Origin of the sequence: Georgenia muralis, assembly GCF_003814705.1 — a bacterium.
Lineage (GTDB): Bacteria > Actinomycetota > Actinomycetes > Actinomycetales > Actinomycetaceae > Georgenia > Georgenia muralis.
In genome coordinates this window covers 2,678,286-2,698,686 of the sequence record NZ_RKRA01000001.1, presented here as the reverse complement: position 1 = coordinate 2,698,686, position 20,401 = coordinate 2,678,286, and the positions used below count along the sequence as shown (strand labels likewise).

General features: G+C 74.9%; 18 protein-coding genes. 1 reads left to right on the top strand and 17 read right to left on the bottom strand.

The window, feature by feature from the left end:
- Positions 1 to 22: 22 nt before the first annotated feature.
- The gene (locus tag EDD32_RS12130) at positions 23 to 250 is read left to right on the top strand and encodes an RNA-binding S4 domain-containing protein (protein WP_123917830.1); all 228 of its coding nucleotides are present in this window, start codon (positions 23 to 25) and stop codon (positions 248 to 250) included.
- Positions 251 to 353: 103 nt separating this feature from the next.
- On the opposite strand, the gene dnaE is transcribed toward EDD32_RS12130, so the two are convergent.
- The 17 genes from dnaE to EDD32_RS12045 form a co-directional block, all read right to left on the bottom strand.
- The gene (gene dnaE / locus EDD32_RS12125; protein WP_123917828.1) at positions 354 to 3,902 is read right to left on the bottom strand and encodes a DNA polymerase III subunit alpha; all 3,549 of its coding nucleotides are present in this window, start codon (positions 3,900 to 3,902) and stop codon (positions 354 to 356) included.
- A 93-nt stretch (positions 3,903 to 3,995) separates the two neighbouring features.
- Entirely contained in the window at positions 3,996 to 4,481 is a 486-nt protein-coding gene (locus EDD32_RS12120; protein WP_246006113.1) for a GNAT family N-acetyltransferase, read from the bottom strand.
- A complete protein-coding gene (locus tag EDD32_RS12115) occupies positions 4,478 to 5,404 on the bottom strand; it encodes an RluA family pseudouridine synthase (RefSeq protein WP_123917827.1) in 927 nt (308 codons plus the stop codon). Before EDD32_RS12115 ends, EDD32_RS12120 begins: the two co-directional genes overlap by 4 nt.
- On the bottom strand, positions 5,397 to 6,023 hold the full coding sequence (gene lspA, locus EDD32_RS12110; protein WP_123917825.1) for a signal peptidase II: 627 nt from the start codon (positions 6,021 to 6,023) through the stop codon (positions 5,397 to 5,399). The genes EDD32_RS12115 and lspA overlap by 8 nt, the downstream gene beginning before the upstream one ends.
- A gap of 76 nt (positions 6,024 to 6,099) precedes the next feature.
- Positions 6,100 to 6,759: a DivIVA domain-containing protein gene (locus EDD32_RS12105; RefSeq protein WP_123917823.1), complete on the bottom strand. Its 660-nt coding sequence runs from the start codon at positions 6,757 to 6,759 to the stop codon at positions 6,100 to 6,102.
- A 156-nt stretch (positions 6,760 to 6,915) separates the two neighbouring features.
- On the bottom strand, positions 6,916 to 7,215 hold the full coding sequence (locus tag EDD32_RS12100; RefSeq protein WP_123917821.1) for a YggT family protein: 300 nt from the start codon (positions 7,213 to 7,215) through the stop codon (positions 6,916 to 6,918).
- Between the two features lie 3 nt (positions 7,216 to 7,218).
- Complete coding sequence (locus EDD32_RS12095) at positions 7,219 to 7,716, bottom strand: cell division protein SepF (RefSeq protein WP_123917819.1); 498 nt, start codon at positions 7,714 to 7,716, stop codon at positions 7,219 to 7,221.
- Between the two features lie 106 nt (positions 7,717 to 7,822).
- On the bottom strand, positions 7,823 to 8,599 hold the full coding sequence (locus tag EDD32_RS12090) for a purine nucleoside phosphorylase YfiH/LACC1 family protein (protein WP_246006112.1): 777 nt from the start codon (positions 8,597 to 8,599) through the stop codon (positions 7,823 to 7,825).
- Positions 8,596 to 9,849, bottom strand: a complete 1,254-nt coding sequence (ftsZ, locus tag EDD32_RS12085; RefSeq protein WP_123917817.1) for a cell division protein FtsZ — start codon at positions 9,847 to 9,849, stop codon at positions 8,596 to 8,598. Before ftsZ ends, EDD32_RS12090 begins: the two co-directional genes overlap by 4 nt.
- A 163-nt stretch (positions 9,850 to 10,012) precedes the next feature.
- Positions 10,013 to 10,744, bottom strand: a complete 732-nt coding sequence (locus tag EDD32_RS12080; RefSeq protein ID WP_170175276.1) for a cell division protein FtsQ/DivIB — start codon at positions 10,742 to 10,744, stop codon at positions 10,013 to 10,015.
- 275 nt (positions 10,745 to 11,019) lie between these two features.
- Positions 11,020 to 12,408: a UDP-N-acetylmuramate--L-alanine ligase gene (gene murC, locus EDD32_RS12075; RefSeq protein ID WP_123917813.1), complete on the bottom strand. Its 1,389-nt coding sequence runs from the start codon at positions 12,406 to 12,408 to the stop codon at positions 11,020 to 11,022.
- Entirely contained in the window at positions 12,401 to 13,558 is a 1,158-nt protein-coding gene (locus EDD32_RS12070) for a UDP-N-acetylglucosamine--N-acetylmuramyl-(pentapeptide) pyrophosphoryl-undecaprenol N-acetylglucosamine transferase (RefSeq protein WP_246006111.1), read from the bottom strand. Before EDD32_RS12070 ends, murC begins: the two co-directional genes overlap by 8 nt.
- On the bottom strand, positions 13,551 to 14,810 hold the full coding sequence (locus tag EDD32_RS12065) for a peptidoglycan glycosyltransferase FtsW (protein WP_123917811.1): 1,260 nt from the start codon (positions 14,808 to 14,810) through the stop codon (positions 13,551 to 13,553). Before EDD32_RS12065 ends, EDD32_RS12070 begins: the two co-directional genes overlap by 8 nt.
- A complete protein-coding gene (murD, locus tag EDD32_RS12060; RefSeq protein ID WP_246006110.1) occupies positions 14,807 to 16,288 on the bottom strand; it encodes a UDP-N-acetylmuramoyl-L-alanine--D-glutamate ligase in 1,482 nt (493 codons plus the stop codon). Before murD ends, EDD32_RS12065 begins: the two co-directional genes overlap by 4 nt.
- Complete coding sequence (gene mraY, locus EDD32_RS12055; protein WP_123917807.1) at positions 16,285 to 17,370, bottom strand: phospho-N-acetylmuramoyl-pentapeptide-transferase; 1,086 nt, start codon at positions 17,368 to 17,370, stop codon at positions 16,285 to 16,287. Before mraY ends, murD begins: the two co-directional genes overlap by 4 nt.
- The gene (locus EDD32_RS12050) at positions 17,367 to 18,836 is read right to left on the bottom strand and encodes a UDP-N-acetylmuramoyl-tripeptide--D-alanyl-D-alanine ligase (RefSeq protein WP_123917805.1); all 1,470 of its coding nucleotides are present in this window, start codon (positions 18,834 to 18,836) and stop codon (positions 17,367 to 17,369) included. Before EDD32_RS12050 ends, mraY begins: the two co-directional genes overlap by 4 nt.
- Entirely contained in the window at positions 18,833 to 20,371 is a 1,539-nt protein-coding gene (locus tag EDD32_RS12045; protein ID WP_123917803.1) for a UDP-N-acetylmuramoyl-L-alanyl-D-glutamate--2,6-diaminopimelate ligase, read from the bottom strand. Before EDD32_RS12045 ends, EDD32_RS12050 begins: the two co-directional genes overlap by 4 nt.
- Between the last annotated feature and the right edge of the window lie 30 nt (positions 20,372 to 20,401).

Here is a 20,401-nt window from a genome sequence, read left to right as displayed (position 1 = left end):
GCCCACCTGGCAGGATCGGGGCATGACCGAGCCCGTTCCCACCGTCCCCGCCAGCGGCACCATCCGCCTGGGCCAGTTCCTCAAGCTGGCCGGCCTCGCCGACTCCGGCGCCCAGGCCCGCGAGCTGATCGCGGAGGGGGAGGTCTGCGTCGACGGCGAGGTCGAGACCCGCCGCGGCCGCCAGCTCGCCACGGGTGACCTCGTCGAGGTCGCGGTGCCGACCGGGACCCGGGCCGCCCGCGTCGGCTGAGGACGGCCAGGTGGCGGGCGCCCCACCGGCCGGGTGCCCGGGCCGGGCGGCCTGGGCCGCCCGCGGCCGTCAGCCCGGCCCGGGGCCGGGCCGCCCGCGGCCGTCAGTGGGTGAGGCAGCTCGGCCCGAGGAGGGCCTTGAGGTCGCCGAAGAGCGCGGGGCTGGGGTCGACCCGGAACCGGTCGGCGAGCTGGACGACCTGCGCCTTGTTCCCACGCGTGAGGCGCAGGCGGACCTCGGCGGTGCCCGGGTGGTTGCCCAGGACCACCCGGAGCTGCTCCACCACCGGGCCCGTGCAGCGCGACTCGACCATCGTCAGGCTCACCGGCCCGTTCTGGGCGTCGGAGACGTCCGGGAGGGTGAGCTCCTGGGCGTAGACGGTGGGGATGTCGTCGCGGCGGTTGAGACGGCCCCGCACCGTGACGATGGTGTCCTCGGCCAGCGCGGTGGAGACGGTGGCGAACGTCTGCGGGAAGAACAGGACCTCGATCGACCCGGCCAGGTCCTCCACGGTGGCGATGGCCCAGGGGTTGCCGTTCTTGGTCATCTTGCGCTGCAGCGACGTCACCAGCCCCGCGATGTGGACGCTCGAGCCGTCGGGGCGCGCCTCGTCCTCGAGGAGGGCGGAGATCTGGGTGTCGGCCGCGCGCTGGAGCACGTGCTCGAGGCCGGCCAGCGGGTGGTCGGAGACGTAGAGCCCGAGCATCTGCCGCTCGAACGCGAGCTTCTGCTTCTTGTCCCACTCGGGCAGGTCCGGGATCTCGACGCTGAAGCCGGAGCCCGGTGCCGCCTCGCCGCCGAGACCGGCGAAGAGGTCGAACTGGCCGACGGCCTCGTTGCGCTTGACGTCGACGACCGCGTCGATGGCCTCCTCGTGCCTGGCCACCAGGGCCCGGCGGGTGTGCCCGAGGGAGTCGAACGCCCCGGCCTTGACGAGGGACTCCACCGTGCGCTTGTTGCACACCACCGCGGGGACCTTGTCGAGGAAGTCCTGGAAGGAGGTGAAGTCCCCCTTCTCGGTCCGGGCGTCGACGATCGCCTGGACCACGTTCGCGCCGACGTTGCGGATGGCCGCCAGCCCGAAGCGGATGTCGGACCCCACGGGCGTGAAGTCCGCCGCGGAGGTGTTGACGTCCGGCGGGAGCACGGTGATGCCCATGTGCCGGCACTCGCCGAGGTAGAGCCCCAGCCGGTCCTTGTTGTCCTGCGTGGAGGTGAGCAGGGCGGCCATGTACTCGGTGGGGTGGTTGGCCTTGAGGTAGGCCGTCCAGTACGACACCACCCCGTAGGCGGCCGAGTGCGCCTTGTTGAAGGCGTAGTCGGAGAACGGCAGGAGGATGTCCCACAGGGTCTTCACGGCCGCGGCGGAGTACCCGCGCTCGAGCATGCCGGCCTCGAACCCGGCGTACTGCTTGTCGAGCTCGGCCTTCTTCTTCTTGCCCATGGCCCGGCGCAGCAGGTCGGCCTGGCCGAGGGTGAACCCGGCGACCTTCTGCGCGATGGCCATGACCTGCTCCTGGTAGACGATCAGGCCGTAGGTGGTGCCGAGGATGTCCTTGAGGGGCTCCTCCAGCTCGGGGTGGATCGGGTCGATCCGCTGCTGGCCGTTCTTGCGCAGCGCGTAGTTGGTGTGGGAGTTCGCGCCCATCGGGCCGGGGCGGTACAGGGCGCCGACGGCGGAGATGTCCTCGAAGTTGTCCGGGCGCATGAGCCGCAGGAGGGTGCGCATGCCGCCGCCGTCGAGCTGGAAGACGCCGAGGGTGTCGCCGCGGGAGAGGAGCTCGTAGGCCGCGGGGTCGTCCAGGCCGAGCGTCTCCAGGTCCACCGGCTCCTTGCCGTTGCGGGCCATGTTGCGCAGGGCGTCGTCCAGGACGGTGAGGTTGCGCAGGCCCAGGAAGTCCATCTTGAGCAGGCCGAGGGTCTCGCACGTCGGGTAGTCGAACTGGGTGATGATCGCCCCGTCCTGGGGGCGCCGCATGATCGGGATGATGTCGATCAGCGGGTCCGAGGACATGATGACGGCGCAGGCGTGGACGCCCCACTGGCGCTTGATGCCCTCCAGGCCCTGGGCGGTGGCGACGATCTTCTGCGCCTCCGGGTCGGCGGCGTGGACCTGGCGGAACTCCTCGGCCTCGGCGTAGCGCTTGTCCGTGGGGTCGAAGATGCCCGAGAGCGTGATGTCCTTGCCCATGACCGACGGCGGCATGGCCTTGGTGAGCTTCTCCCCCATCGCGTAGGGGTAGCCGAGCACCCGTGAGGAGTCCTTGAGGGCCTGCTTGGCCTTGATCGTGCCGTAGGTGACGACCTGGGCGACCCGGTCGTCGCCGTACTTGCGCGTGACGTAGTCGATGACCTCCCCGCGCCGGCGCTCGTCGAAGTCGACGTCGAAGTCGGGCATCGAGACACGGTCGGGGTTGAGGAACCGCTCGAAGATCAGGCCGTGGTGCAGGGGGTTGAGGTCGGTGATGCGCATGGCGTAGGCGACCATCGACCCGGCGCCGGAGCCCCGCCCGGGGCCGACGCGGATGCCGCGCGACTTCGCCCAGTTGATGAAGTCGGCGACCACGAGGAAGTACCCGGGGAAGCCCATCTGGGTGATGATGCCGACCTCGTACTCGGCCTGGCGGCGTACGTCGTCGGGGATCCCGCCGGGGAAGCGGTAGCGCAGGCCGCGCTCGACCTCCTTGACGAACCAGGAGTGCTCGTCCTCCCCGGCCGGCACCTCGAAGCGGGGCATGTAGTTCGCGCCCTGGGCCGCGGTGCGGAAGTCGACGTCGCACTGCTCGGCGACGACGAGGGTGTTGTCGCAGGCCTTGGGCAGCTCGCTCCACTGCCGGCGCATCTCCGCCGCGGAACGGATGTAGTAGGTGTCACCGGTGAAGGCGAACCGGTCCGGGTCGGCCAGGGTCGAGCCGGAGTTGATGCACAGCAGCGCGTCGTGGGTGGGCTGGTCCTGGGCGGTGACGTAGTGGGAGTCGTTCGTGGCCAGGAGCGGGGCGCCGATGTCCCGGGCCAGGCGCAGCAGGTCGGCGATGACCCGCTTCTCCAGGTCGAGGCCGTGGTCCATCAGCTCGACGTAGTAGTTCTCCCTGCCGAAGATGTCCTGGAACTCGGCCGCGGCGCGGACCGCCTCGTCGTACTGGCCGAGCCGGATGCGCGTCTGGACCTCGCCGGAGGGGCACCCGGTCGTGGCGATCAGGCCCTTGCCGTAGGTGGTGAGCAGCTCGCGGTCCATCCGCGGCGCCTTGCCCATCTGGCCGTCGAGGGACGCCAGGGAGTCCATCCGGAAGAGGTTGTGCATCCCCTCCGTCGTCGCCGCCAGCAAGGTCATGTGGGTGTAGGAGCCGCGGGCGGAGACGTCGTCGTCGCTCTGGGAGTCGTCCCCCCAGCGCACGCGGGTCTTGTCCGCCCGGGCCGTGCCGGGGGTGAGGTAGGCCTCGACGCCGATGATCGGCTTGATCCCGGCGCCGCGCGCCTTGTTCCAGAAGTCGTACGCGCCGAACATGTAGCCGTGGTCCGTCATGGCGACGGCCTTCTGGCCGAGCCGGCCGACCTCGGCGAACAGCGGGTCGAGCTTGGCGGCGCCGTCGAGCATCGAGTACTCGGTGTGGACGTGGAGGTGGACGAAGTCTTCAGTTCCCCCGGCAGCCATGCGCACCAGTGTAATTCGGTGCGCCGACACCTCCGGCGAGGCCGGGCGGGTCGCCCCGGCGCGCCGCCCCGGACCGGCGTGTCGCCCGGCGCGTCACGCCGTGACGGTCCGGGCCATGTCCTGGTGCCAGATGCCGGCGTCGAGGTAGCGCTCGCCCGTGCGGACCTCGTACCCCAGCCGCCGGTAGAAGCCCATGGCGGACTCCTGGGCGGAGAGGACCACGGTGACGGCGAGCGGGCCGTCGTTGCCGACGGCGTGCTCGGCGAGCGCGATGGCCTCGATGGCGACGACCAGGCGGGCGCCCAGGCCCGTGCCGCGGGCGGCGGCGCGCACCGCCAGCCGGCCGAGGTGGACCTCGCCGGGGTGCGCGGGGTCGGCCAGCAGCCGGCCGGTGCCCAGGGGCGCGCCGCTCGCCCGGTCCACCGCCAGGACGTGGGTGGTGGTGGGCGCGGTGTCGAGGTCGTCGACCTCCTCCTCCGCGGGCACGCCCTGCTCGCCGACGAAGACCTCCATCCGTACCGTCCAGGCGTCCTCGAGCTGGTCGCGGCGGGTGACCCGGACGACGTCGACCCCGCTCACCGCACGCCCTCGCGCATCAGCTCGAGCGCGTGGCGCAGGTCCTGGGGGTACTCGCTGGTCACCTCGACCCGGCGCCGCGTCGCCGGGTGCTCGAAGCCGAGCCGCACGGCGTGGAGCCACTGACGTCCCAGGCCCAGGCGCTCGGCCAGCCGCGGGTCGGCGCCGTAGGTGACGTCACCCACGCACGGGTGACGCACGGCAGCGGTGTGGACGCGGATCTGGTGCGTCCGGCCGGTCTCGAGGTGGATCTCCAGCAGCGAGGCGCCCGGCATCGCCTCGATCGTCTCGTAGTGCGTGACGGACTCCTTGCCGCCGGCGACCACCGCCATCTTGTAGGACTGGCTCGGGTGCCGGCCGATCGGCGCCTCGATGGTCCCGGTCGAGGGGTCGGGGTGGCCCTGGACGAGGGCGTGGTAGACCTTCTCGACCGTGCGTTCCTTGAAGGCGCGCTTGAGGACCGAGTAGGCGAGCTCGGACTTCGCCACGACCATGAGCCCCGAGGTGCCGACGTCCAGGCGGTGCACGACCCCCTGGCGCTCGGCCGGGCCGGACGTCGCGACCCGGTGCCCGGCGGCGGCGAGGGCGCCGACGACGGTCGGGCCGTCCCACCCGGGGCTGGCGTGCGCGGCGACGCCCACCGGCTTGTCGACGACGACGACGTCGTCGTCCTCGAGGACGACCCGCATGCCGGCGACGACCACCGGGGCCACGGGCGCCGGCGCCGCGGGCAGGGTGACCTCGAGCCAGCCGTCCGCGGTGAGCCGGTCCGACTTGCCCACGGCCCGGCCGTCGAGGAGCACGTGGCCGCCCGCCGCGAGCTCGGCGGCGCGGGTGCGCGACAAGCCGAGGAGCCGGGCGAGGGCGGCGTCGACCCGCTCGCCGGCCAGCCCCTCCGGCACGGGCAGGGAGCGCGTCTCAGACATGGTCGGTCCCGCTCGTCCCGGGCGCGTTGCGCCCGCCGCCGGTGTCGCTCCGCCGGCTCGTGCGGGCGGCCGCGCCGGCGTCGTCGGCCCGCGAGCCGTCGACCTCGCGACCCAGCAGCGCCAGCACAGCGATGAGGACGGCGGCGGCAACGATGGCGATGTCCGCGACGTTGCCGACGAACCAGCCGTTGTAGCTGATGAAGTCCACGACGTGACCGCGCGCGAAGGCGGGCTCGCGGAAGAGCCGGTCGACCAGGTTGCCCAGCGAGCCACCGAGGAGCAGCCCCAGGGCGACCGCCCACCCGGTCGAGCCGAGCCGGCGCGAGGTCCGCGCGATGACCACCACGACGGCCACGGAGACGAGGGTGAAGACCCACGTCATCCCCGTGGCGAAGGAGAACGCGGCACCGGGGTTGTAGACGAGCTGCAGGCCCAGCACCGTGCCGAGCACGGGGACCAGCTCGCCCGGGGTCAGCCCGGCCTCGGCCAGGTACTTGGTGACCTGGTCGACGACGGCGACGACGGCGGTCAGCGCGAGCAGGAGGGTCAGCAGGCGCCGGCGTCGGGCGGGCGCGACGAGGGGCAGGGCGGCGCTCGGCGCGTCGGGCTGGGTGTCCATCGGGGAAGAGTCTCCCACGCACAAACGAGACGGACGGCGGCGAGTGCTCGCCGCCGTCCGTCGTGCGCGTGAGGTCCTAGAGGCCCTCGGCCTGGGGCCGACCGGCCTCGACGTTGCTCAGGAGCGACTCGAGGTAGCTCTTCAGGCGGGTGCGGTAGTCCCGCTCGAACGTGCGCAGCTCGTCGATCTTGCGCTCGAGGAGCGAGCGCTCCTGCTCGAGCTGGGTGAGGGTCCGGTTGTGCTGGTCCTCGGCCTCCTTGACGATGCGGGCGCCCTCGGCCTTGGCCTCGGAGACGATGCGGTCGCCCTCCTCCTTGCCGTTGCGCACGTACTCGTCGTGCAGGCGCTGGGCCAGGGCGAGCATCCCCGTGGCCGACTCCGGCTCGCCACCGCCGCTCGTGACGGCGGCCGCGGCCGGGACGGCGGCGACCGGCGCGGCGGGGGCCGCCTGAGCGACGGGGGCGGGCTGCGGCGCGGGCGCCGGCTGCTCCTCCTCGGGCTCCTCGACGGGGGCCTCCTCGGTGGGGCGCTCACCCTCCCCGCGGGAGAGCTCGCCGACGCGGCGCTCGCAGGCCGCGAGCTTGGCCTTGAGCTCCTCGTTCTCGCCCTGCACCACGCGGAGCGTGTTGACGACCTCGTCAAGGAAGTCGTCGACCTCGTCCTGGTCGTAGCCCTCCCGGAACTTGGTGGGCTGGAACTTCTTGTTGAGGACGTCGTCTGCCGTGAGCAGCGCCATGTGTCGTCACCTCGGTGTCGTGTCGTTCGGTCATGAGCTCTCGGTCCTGCTGCTCACGGAGCAACCGTAGCGGACCGGCCGCGGGATGTGCCTGCTGATGACCCTATTGGGCAACGGCGCGGCGGGCGTGCACGTGCCCGGCGCGGCGCCGGGGCCTCAGCCGATGCTGCGGGCCAGGGTCGCGACCACGGCCCGGAGGATCTGCACCCCGATGAACAGGATGATGAAGCCGAGGTCGAGCTGGACCTGCCCGAGCCGCAGCGGCGGGATGAGGCGCCGCAGGAACCGCAGGGGCGGGTCGGTGAGCGCGTACGCACCGTTGGCGACGACCAGGACGAGGCCGGTCGGGCGCCACGAGCGCGCGAACAGCTGGACCCAGTCGAGCACGAGGCGCACGAGCAGGACGAGGATGTACAGGACGAGCAGGAGATCGAGGATCCCGAAGAAAAGTGACAATGCTCAGCTCTGGTTGAAGAAGCGGCCCGGCCGGTCCACGCCGTCGTTGTCGGACTCTACCTCGACCGTGGCGGGGGAGAGCAGGAAGACCCGGTTCGTCACCCGCTCGATGGCGCCGCGCAGTCCGAACACCAGGCCCGCGGAGAAGTCGACCATGCGCTTGGCGTCGGCCTCGCTCATGCCGGTGAGGTTCATGATGACCGGGGTGCCCTCGCGGAAGGCCTCACCGATGACGCGGGCCTCGTTGTAGCTCGACGGGTGCACGGTGACGATCCGGCGCAGGTCCTCCACCACGGGAGCCTCCTCGACGTGCAGGGCCGCGGCCCGCGAGATGGGGGTGACCTCGGCGTGCCGCTCGGTCCGCTCGGTCCGCTCGGCGCGATCGTGCTGCTCCGGCTCCTCCTCGCGGCGGTGCTCACCCTCGGGGACCTCGTCGTAGAACTCGTCCTCCGGCTCCGCCAGGGACAGGTACTCCATCATCTTGCGCATCGTTCCGGCCATCGGTGCTCCTCGTTGCTCATCCCGCGGCGCGGCGCCGCGCCCTGCCCCGACGCTAGACCAGCGCCGTGGCGCGTCCCGGCACGTCACCGCGGCGTGTCGCCGCGGGTCAGCGGGTGCGGACCACTCCCGCGAACCGGCCGGTGACGGTCGTGCCGTCGCGGCCCGCCCGGCGGTAGGAGTAGAACCGCTCGTCCTCGAGCGTGCACGCGTCGACGTGGTCCACGGCACGCACCCCGGCGGCGACCAGCCGGCCCCGCACGCCCGCCGGGACGTCGAGCGCCGGGGTCCCCCACGAGGTGGTGGAGGCGGTGCCGGGGACGACGTCGGCCACCTCCTCGCGCATGGGCGCAGGCACCTCGTAGCAGCGCCCGCACACCGCGGGGCCGACGGCGGCGAACAGGTCCGCGGTGTCGACGCCTCGCGCCGCCACGGCCGTCAGGGTGGCCTCGAGGACGCCCGCCACGAGACCGCGGCGGCCCACGTGCACCGCGGCCACGACGTCGCCGGAGCGGGCCGCGAGCAGGACGGGCACGCAGTCGGCCACGAGGACGCCCACGGCCAGGGCGCGGTCGTGACGCACGGCCACGGCGCCGTCGCACCGGCCGAGGTCCGCGCCCCCGGGCGTCTCCACGACGGCGACGTCGGTGCCGTGGACCTGGTCCATCCACGACACCGCCACCCCCAGGCTCGCGGCGAGCCGCTCCCGGTTGCGGGCCACCCGGTGGGGGTCATCACCGACGTGCACGGCCAGGTCGAGACCGCCGGCCCCGCCGGCGGCGCCGAAGGGCCCGGTGGAGACGCCACCGGCGCGCGTGGTGAAAGCACCACGCGCGCCGGGGCCAAGACTCGCGGGCAGGAGCGGGAGCACTCCTGCCGGGCTCACTTGAGGAAGTCGGGGATGTCGAGGTCCTCGTCGCGGCGCGAGCGGGCCGGCTCCTCGTCGAAGACCCGGGGCACCTCCAGCCCGCGGGACTGCTGACCGCCCGCGGACTCGCCGATGAAGGCCGGGACCCGCTCGGGGGCGGGCTCGGGGGCCGGGGCGGCGGGCGCGCCGGGGGTGGGCAGCTCGGCCCGGTGCGCGGCGGCGTCGGCGGGTGCGGCCGCCGGGGCGGGCTCGGCCGCGGCGCGCGGCGCCACCTGGCCGACCTGGCGCCCGGTGATCTTCGCGGTGGACCCGCTGGGTCCGCTGCCCTCGTCGAACCCCGCGGCGATGACGGTCACGCGGACCTCGTCGCCCAGGGCGTCGTCGATGACGGCGCCGAAGATGATGTTCGCCTCGGGGTGCGCGGCCTCCTGCACGAGGCGAGCGGCCTCATGGATCTCGAACAGCCCCAGGTCGGAGCCGCCCTGGATGGACAGCAGGACCCCGTGCGCGCCGTCGATGCTCGCCTCGAGCAGCGGCGAGGAGATGGCGAGCTCCGAGGCCTGGACCGCACGGTCCTCCCCGCGCGCGGAGCCGATGCCCATGAGGGCGCTGCCGGCGCCCTGCATGACCGACTTGACGTCGGCGAAGTCGAGGTTGATCAGGCCCGGCGTCGTGATGAGGTCGGTGATCCCCTGGACACCGGAGAGCAGCACCTGGTCGGCGGACTTGAACGCGTCCAGGACGGAGACGCCGCGGTCGCTGATCGAGAGCAGCCGGTCGTTGGGGATGACGATGAGGGTGTCGACCTCGGCGCGCAGCGCCTCGATGCCCGACTCCGCCTGCACGCCGCGGCGGCGGCCCTCGAACGTGAAGGGGCGGGTGACGACACCGATCGTCAGGGCGCCGAGCGAACGTGCGATCCGGGCGACGACGGGCGCGCCCCCGGTACCGGTCCCGCCCCCCTCGCCGGCGGTGACGAAGACCATGTCGGCCCCGCGCAGGACCTCCTCGATCTCCTCCGCGTGGTCCTCGGCCGCCTTCTTGCCGACCTCGGGGTCCGCCCCGGCGCCCAGGCCGCGGGTGAGCTCGCGGCCGACGTCCAGCTTGACGTCGGCGTCGCTCATGAGGAGGGCCTGAGCGTCGGTGTTGACGGCGATGAACTCCACGCCCTTCAACCCGACCTCGATCATGCGGTTCACGGCGTTCACGCCGCCGCCGCCGATGCCCACCACCTTGATCACTGCCAGGTAGTTCTGCGGTGCCGCCACGTCGGTCCCTCTCGTCGTCCTGCCGAGCCAACCCTGAACCTCTACTTCAGAGTTAGACTTATGTCATCTTCTGCCACCCGTGACGCTAGGTCCACGACCCCCTCCGGGCAACGACCGCCGCGGGTGTGTCGCGCGCGTCGGACCCGCCGGTGCGGCGCAGACGTCAGGACGTGGTCGGGGCGCGCGGGACGGAGACGTCGTAGACCCCCGCGGGCTGCTGGCGCAGCACCGCCAGGACAGCCGCCTTGAGCTCGCTCTCGTCCGCGCTCCCCCAGCGCACCTGCGCGCCGTCGACCAGGGTGAGCGTCACCTGCTCGCGGGAGGCGGCGCCGGCCTCGGCCACCTGCGTCAGCAGGTCCGGCGGGAGCGTGCCCAGCACCGCCAGGACCGCCTCGACCGCCGGCGCCGTCTCGTCGCTCTCGCCGAGCGGGACGGTGACCCGCGGGATGCCCGGAGGAACCTCGTCGGCGGACCCGACCTGCACGCCGTCGGCGTCGACGAGGACCCATCCGTCCGGCGTCGACGCGGCGGCGACGGGGACGCGGGGGACGACGGTGACGACGAGGCCGTCCGGCCAGGACCGGGCGACCAGGGCCTCCTTGACGGTGGTCAGGGCCCCGACCCGGTCCGCGACCGCGCCGGTGTCCACCCGCAGCAGCGGTGTGCCGACCTCCGGCTCGACGAGGTCGGTGACGGCCGCCGGGTCGACGGTGCCGCTCGCACCGACGACCTCGATCCTCTCCCCGTCGAGGGCGAGCACCGGGGAGACGAGCAGCAGCCAGCCCAGGGCCAGCAGCGCGACCAGCGCCCCCGCGGCGACGAGCACGCGACGCCGCAGGAGGTGGCGCGAGGCCCGGGCGCGCTCGGCCATCCGGGCGGCGAGACCGGTGCTCACGACCGGTGTATGCGGGCCGCTCCCCCGCGGGATGATCACGCGCGGCAGCGCCGCGGACGGGGCCGGCGCGGGATCCGCCGTGACCTCGCGTCCCCGTGCGGGCGCGGTCCCTCGGGTGGCCACGGCCGTGGACGGTCCCGCCGGCGTCCTCGGGCCGGCCCCGCCCGACCGGGCGGGCCGGGCGGCGGGCTCGCGCGTCGGGGCCGCCCCGGGCGGCTCACGGCGCGGCTGGCGGGGCGGCTCACGGCGCGGCTGCCGGGGCGGCGCGGGCGGCCTCATGCGCCGGCCCCGAGCCGCTCGAGGATCACCGGGCCGAGCTCGGTGACGTCCCCCGCCCCGACCGTCAGGACGAGGTCGCCGGGCCGGGCGAGCCGCGCGACGGCGGACGCGGCCTCGAGCCGGTCGGCGACGAACCGGGCGGGGTGGCCGGCGCGCCCCATGGCGTCGGCGATGACCGAGCCCTCGACGCCGGGGTGGTCGGCACGGTCCTCGCGGGCCGCGTACACCCCGGTGACGACGACCTCGTCCGCCGCCGCGAGGGCCGCGGCGAACTCCGCGGCGAAGGTGCGGGTGCGGGAGAACAGGTGGGGCTGGAACAGCACGAGGACCCGGCCGGTCCCGGCGGCCAGCCGGGCCGTGCGCAGGGTGGCGGCCACCTCGGTGGGGTGGTGGGCGTAGTCGTCGACGACACGCACGCCGCCGGCGGTGCCGCGGTCCTCGAACCGGCGCCCGGTCCCGGTGAACGCGCCCAGCGCCGTGGCCATCGCCGGGCCGTCGACGCCGAGCTCGACCCCGGCGCACCAGGCGCCGGCGGCGTTGAGGAGCATGTGGGCGCCCCCCACCGCCAGGCGCAGCGGCACCGCGGCGTGCTCGGCCAGCAGGGTCGCGGTGGACCCGGTGGCCGTGAGCTCGACGTCGGTGAGCCGCACGTGCGCGGCGAGCGGCGCGGGCCCGGTGCCGTAGGTCAGGACCCGGACGCCCCGCCCGGCGGCCGCGCGGGCCAGGGCGAGCGCGCCGTCGTCGTCGGCGCAGGCCACGAGCACGCCACCCGGCACGATCCGCCCGGCGAACTCCTCGAAGGCGCGGCGGAAGGCGGCCTCGGAGCCGTGGTGGTCGAGGTGGTCGGGCTCGATGTTGGTCACCAGGGCCAGGCGGGGGGTGTAGTTGAGGAAGGAGCCGTCGGACTCGTCGGCCTCGGCGACGAAGGCCCGCCCCCCGCCCAGGTGGGCACCGGTGCCGAGCGCCAGGACGGTGCCGCCGATGGCGTAGGAGGGGTCCTGCCCGGCCGCGCGCAGCGCCACGGCGAGCATGGCCGAGGTGGAGGTCTTGCCGTGCGCACCGGCGACGGCGACGAAGTCGCGTCCCTCGGCCGCCCGGGCCAGGGCCTGGGAGCGGTGCAGGACGGGCAGCCCCAGCTCGCGGGCTCGGCGGAGCTCGGGGTTGGTCTCGCGCACCGCGGTGGAGACCACGAGCGACCCGGCGGCCGGGACGTGGGCGGCGTCGTGGCCGAGGTAGGTGCGAACCCCGAGGCGGCGCAGCCGCTCCAGGGTCGCCGAGTCGTGCTGGTCCGAGCCGGAGACGTCGTGGCCGGCGGCCAGGAGGAGCTCGGCGACCGCGGACATGCCGGCGCCGCCGACCCCGACGAGGTGGAACCGCTCAGCCATGCCCGCCCCCGCGGGCGACGGCCAGGACGAGATCGGCCAGGCGGGCGGCACCGTCGCGCGGGCCCGCCTCGGCCGCGGCGCGGCCCATGGCGGCGAGCCGGTCGCGGTCGGCCAGGAGGGCCGGGACGTGTGCTCGCACCCACGCCCGGTCGAGGTCGCCGTCCTCGACCACCGTCCCGCCACCGGCGGCGACGACGTCGACGGCGTTGAGCCGCTGCTCGCCGTTGCCCACGGGCAGGGGCACGTAGACGGCCGGCAGGCCCAGGGCGGCGAGCTCACTGACGCTGCCGGCGCCGGAACGGCACACGACGAGGTCGGCGACGGCGTAGGCGAGCTCCATGCGGCCCAGGTAGTCCCGGACCTGGTAGTGGGCGGCCACGCCCGGTCCCTGCGCGGTCACGGCACCGCGGACGTCGGCGTCCTTGCCGCGGCCGGTCAGGTGCAGCACCTGCGCACCGGCCGCGACGAGCGCGGACGCCTCGGGGGCGAAGGCCTCGTTGAGCCGCTGCGCGCCGAGCGAGCCGCCGGTGACGACGAGGGTCGGGCGGTCCGGGTCGAGGCCGAGCTCCGCCGCGGCGAGGCGGCGCCGGTCGGCGGCGCCGTCGTCGGTGGCGCGGTCCTCGACGAGCGCGGCGACGGCGGGGCGCAGCGGGAGCCCGGTGACCTCCGTGCGGCCCTGGGCCGCGCGCAGCGGCGTCGAGGCGAAGGTCAGTGCGACGGCCGCGGCCCACCGGGCGCCGAGGCGGTTGGCCAGACCGGGCCGGGCGTTCTGCTCGTGGACGACGACCGGGACCCCCGCCCGCCGCGCGGCGATGTAGGCGGGAGTGGCGACGTACCCGCCGAAGCCGACCACCACCTCGGCGTCGGTCTCGGCGATGGCCGCGGCCGCGGCCCGCACGGCGGCCGTCAGGCGGGCCGGCAGGCGCAGGAGGTCGGTGGAGGGGCGCCGCGGCAGCGGGACGCGCGGGACGATCCGCAACGGCAGCCCGGCGTCGGGGACGAGGGTGTGCTCCAGGCCGGAAGCGGTGCCGAGCACGGTGATGCGGGCACCGCCGGGGCGCTCGGCCAGCTCGGCGGCCGTGGCCAGGAGGGGGTTGACGTGCCCGGCGGTCCCGCCGCCGGCCAGGAGGGCGCGCAGGGGCTCAGCCACGTCGGCCCCTCCCCACCACCGCGAGGGATCGGCGCACCACGCCGCCACGGGTGGCCAGGGCCTGCGCGGCACCCGGCTCCGACCGTGCGAAGGCCAGCACGACGCCGATGGCCAGCAGCGTGGAGATCATCGCGGAGCCGCCCGCGGAGACCAGGGGCAGCGGGATCCCGATGACGGGCAGGAGCCCGATGACCACGCCGATGTTGATGAGCGACTGGGCGAGGATCCACGTGGCGACGGCACCGGTGGTGATCTGGACGAAGGGGTCGCGGTGGCGCCGGACGACCCGGAACATCCCCACGGCCAGCGCGCCGAGGAGCCCGAGGACGAGGAGGGTGCCGAGCAGGCCCAGCTCCTCGCCGACGATCGCGAAGATGAAGTCGTTCTGCGCCTCGGGCAGGTAGGACCACTTCTCGCGCGACGCGCCCAGGCCGACGCCGGAGATGCCGCCGGTGCCCAGCCCCCACAGCCCGTGCTGGGTCTGGAAGCCCACCCCGGACGGGTCGGCCTCGGAGAGCCCGAGGAAGCTCATGACGCGGTTCATGCGGGAGGGCTTGAGGGCGACGAGGAAGGCCGCGGCCCCCGCCCCGGCGACGGCGGCGCCGGCGAACCAGCGCAGCGGCAGGCCCGCGACGAAGAACGCCCCGCCGATGAGCGCGACGATGACGAGGCCGGTGCCCATGTCGTGCCCGGCGAGGACGAGGCCCAGGCCGGCGCCGGCCCCCAGTCCCCCGGGGACCAGGACGTGGCGCCACTGCTCGAGGAGGCGGCCCTTGCGGGACAGGACCAGCCCGAGCCACAGCGCGAGCCCGAGCTTGACGAACTCCGAGGGCTGGACGCTCTGACCGGTGCCGGGGATCTCGATCCAGTTGGTGTTGCCGTTCACCTCCACCCCGAGGGGGGTGAAGATGAGCATCTGCATCCCCAGGGCGCCGAGGAGCGCCGGCCAGGCCAGGCGGCGGTACCAGCGCACGGGGATGCGGGAGGCGACGACCGCCAGGGGCAGGCCGAGCAGGACGAACGTCATCTGGCCGAGGAACCCGTCGTAGGGGCTGCCGGTGGTCCGGATGGAGTCGATGGTCGAGGCGGAGAGGACCATGACCACCCCGATGGCCAGCAGGAGCAGGGACGCCCCGCCGACGAGGTAGTAGCTCAGCGCCGCGATCTCGGTGCGCCCTCCCTCCCGGGCGGTCGCCCGGGCGGTGGTGGTCCGGCCGGTGCGGACGCGGCGCGTGCCGTCGAGGGTCGTCATCGGCCGATCCTCCCCTCGAGCTCCCGCGCCGCGCGGGTGAACGCCTCACCCCGCGCGGCGTAGCCGGCGAACTGGTCCATCGACGCGCACGCCGGGGCCAGCAGCACCGTGTCACCGGGCCGGGCGAGCCGGGCCGCCTCGGTGACGGCGCACGGCATCACGCTGCCATCCTCGCCGGGGACCACCTCGATCACCGGGACGTCGGCCGCGTGTCGTGCCAGGGCCGAGCGCAGCGGCTCGCGGTCGGTGCCGATGAGGACGACGGCGCGCAGCCGGTCGGCGTGGGCGCGGACGAGGTCGTCGAACCGGGCGCCCTTCGCGAGCCCGCCGGCCACCCACACCACCGTGCCGGCGGGCTGGGCGCCGAGGGAGGCGGCGGCGGCGTGGGCGTTGGTCGCCTTGGAGTCGTCGACGAAGCTGACCCCGCCGGCCCGGGCGACGAGCTCGATGCGGTGCCCGCCGCCGGCGTAGGCGCGCAGACCGTCGCGCACGTGCTCCGGGGCGACCCCGTGGGCCCGGGCGAGGGCGGCCGCCGCCAGGGCGTTGGCGACGACGTGGGCCGGGACCTCCGTGCCCTGCGGGGCGAGGTGGGCCAGGTCCGCCAGGGTGGCGAGCTCGGCGGCGCTGTGCCGGCGCTCGGCGCCGAAGGCCCGGTCGACGAGGTAGTCCTCGACGAGGCCGAGCTGCCCGAGACCGGGGGTGCCGCGGGTGAAGCCGACGGCCCGGGCGCCCTCGACGACGTCGGCCTCCTCGACCATGGCGCGGGTGGCGGGGTCGGCCTCGTTGTAGACGCACGCGACCTGGGTGCGCTCGTACACCTTCGCCTTGTCTGCGGCGTAGGCCTCGTACGAGCCGTGCCAGTCGATGTGGTCGGGGGCGATGTTCAGGCACGCGGCGGCCTGGGGGCTGACGCTGAGGGTGGAGTGCAGCTGGAAGCTGGACAGCTCCACCGCCAGGACGTCCGGGGCGTCGGGCCCCCGCCGGGTCGCGACCCGCACGATGGGGGTGCCGACGTTGCCCACGGCCTCGGCCCGCTCACCCGCGGCGGTGAGGATCGACTCGAGCATCCCCACCGTCGTCGTCTTGCCGTTGGTGCCGGTGAGGGTGAGCCAGGGGGCGAAGGTGCCGTCCGGCCGCGGGGCGCGCAGCCGCCACGCCAGCTCCACCTCGCTCCACACCGTCAGGCCGGCGGCGGCCGCCCCGGTGTGCAGCGGGGAGACGGCCGGGACGCCCGGGGAGACGACGACGACGTCGGGGCGGGAGTCGATCACCGCCGCCGCCAGGGCGTCCGGTCCGGCCGCGTGGTGCAGCGCCGTCCCGGCGGGCACCTCCGCGCCGGTCCGGGCGGCCTCGAGCGCGGCCTCGCTGACGTCGTGGCCGGCCGGCGTCGCACCCGCCGCGGCGAGCGCCTCGATCGCGGCCCTGCCCGAGGTGCCCAGACCGACGACGGCGACCCGCGCCCCGCTGAGCCCGCTCACGCGACCGACACCCACTCGGCGTAGAAGAGGCCGAGCCCTGCGGAGGCGAACAGCGCGGCGATGATCCAGAACCGCACGACGATCGTCACCTCGCCCCAGCCCTTGAGCTCGAAGTGGTGGTGCAGGGGCGCCATGCGGAACACCCGCTTCCCGGTCGCCTTGAAGAAGCCGATCTGGATGACGTCGGACATGACGATGATGACGAAGAGCCCGCCGATGACGGCACCGAGGATCTCGGTGCGCGTGAGGATCGACAGGCCCGCCAGCGCCCCGCCGAGCGCGAGGGACCCGGTGTCACCCATGAAGATCTGCGCGGGCGAGGTGTTCCACCACAGGAACCCGAAGCTGGCACCGACGATGGCGGCGGTGACGATGGCGAGGTCGCGGGGGTCGCGGACCTCGTAGCAGCCCTGGCCCGGCTCGGTGAGGAACTGGCAGGACTGGTTGGACTGCCAGATCGTGATGACGGTGTACGCCCCGAAGACCAGCATCGAGGTGCCCGTCGCGAGGCCGTCGAGGCCGTCGGTGAGGTTGACGGCGTTGGACCAGGCGGTGATGAGGAAGTTCGCCCACAGGACGAACAGGACGAGCCCGAGCCCGGCCCCGGCCCACGCCAGGTCGATGCCGGTGTCCCGGATGAGCGAGATCTCCGTGGAGGCCGGGGTGCGGAAGTTCTCGTTGGGGAACTGCAGCGCCAGCACGGCCCAGCCGACGCCGATGACGGCCTGCCCGATGATCTTGCCGCGCTCGTCCAGGCCCAGGGAGCGCTGCCGGGAGATCTTGATGTAGTCGTCGAGGAAGCCGATGAAGCCCATGCCGACCATGAGCAGCAGCAGGAGCAGGCCGGAGGCGTTGGGCAGGCGGCCGGTGGCGAGGTTCGCCGCGGCGTAGCCCAGCACGGTGGCCGCGATGATGACGACCCCGCCCATGGTCGGCGTGCCGCGCTTGGTGAAGTGGGCCGTCGGGCCGTCCTGGCGGATGAACTGGCCGTAGTTCTTGGCCACGAGGAGGCGGATGAACAGCGGTGTGCCGCCCATCGAGAGCACGAGCGCGACCGCGCCGGCGATGAGCACGGCCATCATGAGGGCATCCTCCCGCGGGTGTCGGTGCCGGTGAGCAGGGCGTCCGCGAGCCGCCAGATCCCCGAGCCGTTGGAGCCCTTGAGGAGCACGACGTCGCCCGGGCGGAGCCGGTCGCGCAGGTCCGCCTCGGCGGCGTCGACGTCGGGCACCTCGACGACCTCCACGGCGGGCCTGTCGGACCCGGCCGAGCCGGTGGTCCCGGCGCCCGCGGCACGGCGTGCCCCGGCGGCGAGCGGCGCGGTCCCCGCGCCGACGGCGAGGACGACGTCGGCCCCGAGGGCGACGGCGTCCGCCCCGGCGGCGTCGTGCTCGGCGGCGGAGTCCGCGCCGAGCTCGAGCATCTCCCCCAGCACCGCGACCCTGCGCCGGCCCGCACCGAGGGTGGCCAGCGCCCGCAGGCCCGCGCGCACCGAGTCGGGGTTGGCGTTGTAGGAGTCGTCGACCACCCGCACGCCGTCGGCCCGGTCGGTCACGGCCATGCGGTGCGGGCTGGCCGCCGGCGCGGCGGCGAGCAGGTCGGCCACCTGCGCCGGGGTCAGGCCGAGCTCGAGGGCGACCGCGGCGGCGGCGAGGGCGTTGTGGACGTGGTGCTCCCCCACCAGCGCCAGGCGCACGCGCGCCGCGCCGGCCGGCGAGGTGAGCGTGAAGGAGGCGCGGCCGGCGTCGTCCAGGACGACGTCGGTGGCCACGACGTCGGCGTCGCCGCGGCCGAAGGTGCGCACCGGCCCGGGAGCCAGGGGCGCCATGGCCGCCACGCGACGGTCGTCGGCGTTGAGCACGGCCGTGCCGGTGGGCCGCAGGCCGGCGACGAGCTCGGACTTGGCCCTGGCGACGTTCTCGATGCCGCCGAACTCCCCGAGGTGGGCCCGGCCGACCGCCAGGACGACCGCGACGTCCGGCGGCGCGACCGAGGTGAGGTACTCGAGGTTGCCCACGTGGTCCGCGCCCATCTCCAGGACGAGGGTGGCGGTGGAGGGCCGCGCGCGCAGCACGGTCAGCGGCAGGCCGATCTCGTTGTTGAACGAGCCCGGCGGGGCGATGAGGTCCCCGAGCGGGGCGAGGAGGTGGGCGAGGAGGTCCTTGGTCGTGGTCTTGCCGACCGAGCCGGTCACCGCCACGACCCGCGGTCCGTCGCCGTCGCCGCGCAGGCTCGCCAGGACGTGCCGGGCGAGCCGGCCCAGGGCGGCGGCGACGTCGTCGACGACGACCAGGCGGGCGGGGTCCGCGCCGGCGGCCTCGGCCACGTCCGGACGGCTGACCAGGGCGCCGGCCGCACCGGCGGCCAGGGCCCCGGGGACGTGCTCGTGGCCGTCGGCCGTGGAGCCGACGAACGCCGCGACGAGCGTGCCGGGGCCGGCCTGGCGCGAGTCGATGACGACCTCGCCGTCGACGACCACCTCCGGCCCGTCCGCCGCGAGCCGGCCGCCGGTGACGGCGGCGACCTCGCGCAGGGTCATCGTGATCATGCGTGCTGTCCTCCCGCGCGCAGCGCCAGGGCGGCGCGCACCTCCTCGCGGTCGTCGAGGTGGTGGTCCACCCCGGCGACCTCCTGGACCGTCTCGTGGCCGCGGCCGGCCACGAGCACGGTGTCGTCGTCGGCGGCCTCGAGGACCGCCGTGCGGATGGCCTCGGCCCGGTCGGCGATCTCGCGCACCGCTGCGCCCGTGGTGCCGGCGAGGACCTCGGCGCGGATCTGTGCCGCGGGCTCGTCGTGGGGGTCGTCGTCGGTGACGATGACCGTGTCGGCGCCGTCGACGGCGGCCCGGCCCATCTCGGGCCGCTTCGCACGGTCGCGGTCGCCGGCCGCGCCGATCACGACGTGGAGGCGGCCGGTGGTCGTCGGGCGCAGGGCCGCGAGGGCCTGGACGAGGGCGTCGGTGTTGTGCGCGAAGTCGACGACCACGCGGGGGCGGTCGCCGAGCTGCTCCATGCGTCCGGGCACCTGCGGGCTCAGCCCGCCGGCGCCCGCGAGGGCGTCCTCGAGCTCGGCCGGGGCCACCCCGGAGGTGAGGACCATGGCGGCGGCGAGAGCGGCGTTCGCCACGTTGAACGCCCCCGGCAGGTCCGTCCGGGTGCGCAGGCTCCGTCCGTCGCGGTGGGCGAGGGTGAACGCCGAGCCGGTGGCGTCGGCCTCGACGCCGGTGACGGTCCAGTCCCCGCCGGGCCCGGTCGTCAGGGCCGCGACGGCGTCGCCGGTCTCGGCCGCGAGGCGTCGCCCCCACCGGTCGTCCGCGACCACCACGCCCGTGCGTGAGATGTCGAACAGGGAGGCCTTGGCGGCGTAGTAGCCCTCGAGGTCGCCGTGGAAGTCGAGGTGGTCGGCGGTGAGGTTGGTGAACCCGGCGACGTCGTAGACGAGCGGGTCGACCCGGCCGAGCGCCAGGGCGTGGGAGGAGACCTCCATGACGAGGTCGTCGACGCCGTCGGCGACCATCGCCGCGAGCAGGGCCTGGAGGTCGGCGGGCTGCGGGGTGGTGAGGGTGGCGGGGACCGCGCGGTCACCGACACGGACCTCCACGGTGCCGATGAGCCCCGTCCGGCGCCCCAGCGACCGCAGGGCGTGGTCGACCATGAACGCCGTCGTCGTCTTGCCGTTCGTGCCGGTGACGGCAAAGGTCCCCAGCGCCCGGCCCGGGTGGCCGTAGAGGTCGGCGGCGAGCCGTCCGAGCAGGGCCGGGACGTCGGGGGTCACCAGGACCGGGACGCCGGGGTCCGCCGCCGCGAGCAGCTCCGCGCCCGCGGGGTCGGTCAGGACGGCCCGGGCGCCGGCGGCGACCGCCGCGGGGACGAAGCGGGCGCCGTGGACGTGGGCGCCGGCGTGGGCGGCGAACAGCTCACCGCCGCGCACGAGGCGGTTGTCCGCGCTCACGCCGGTGACCTCGACGCACGCCCACCCCTCGCCGGGACCGGCGGGTGACAGGGCGAACGCCCCGGCGAGGTCGCCGAGGCGCCGGGGTGCGGGCGCGGCCGGGCGCAGGGGGTCATCGGGGCTGGCGGTCACCGCCCCATTGTTCCCCCCCGCGCGGCGACG

Coding starts and splice junctions, on each gene's coding strand:
- lspA (WP_123917825.1), bottom strand. CDS start 6,023: ATGGACACCCAGCCCGACGCGCCGAGCGCCGCCCTGCCCCTCGTCGCG.
- dnaE (WP_123917828.1), bottom strand. CDS start 3,902: ATGGCTGCCGGGGGAACTGAAGACTTCGTCCACCTCCACGTCCACACC.
- EDD32_RS12065 (WP_123917811.1), bottom strand. CDS start 14,810: ATGACGACCCTCGACGGCACGCGCCGCGTCCGCACCGGCCGGACCACC.
- EDD32_RS12105 (WP_123917823.1), bottom strand. CDS start 6,759: ATGGCGCTGCTCACGGCAGACGACGTCCTCAACAAGAAGTTCCAGCCC.
- EDD32_RS12130 (WP_123917830.1), top strand. CDS start 23: ATGACCGAGCCCGTTCCCACCGTCCCCGCCAGCGGCACCATCCGCCTG.
- EDD32_RS12115 (WP_123917827.1), bottom strand. CDS start 5,404: ATGTCTGAGACGCGCTCCCTGCCCGTGCCGGAGGGGCTGGCCGGCGAG.
- murC (WP_123917813.1), bottom strand. CDS start 12,408: ATGGCTGAGCGGTTCCACCTCGTCGGGGTCGGCGGCGCCGGCATGTCC.
- EDD32_RS12050 (WP_123917805.1), bottom strand. CDS start 18,836: ATGATCACGATGACCCTGCGCGAGGTCGCCGCCGTCACCGGCGGCCGG.
- mraY (WP_123917807.1), bottom strand. CDS start 17,370: ATGATGGCCGTGCTCATCGCCGGCGCGGTCGCGCTCGTGCTCTCGATG.
- EDD32_RS12095 (WP_123917819.1), bottom strand. CDS start 7,716: ATGGCCGGAACGATGCGCAAGATGATGGAGTACCTGTCCCTGGCGGAG.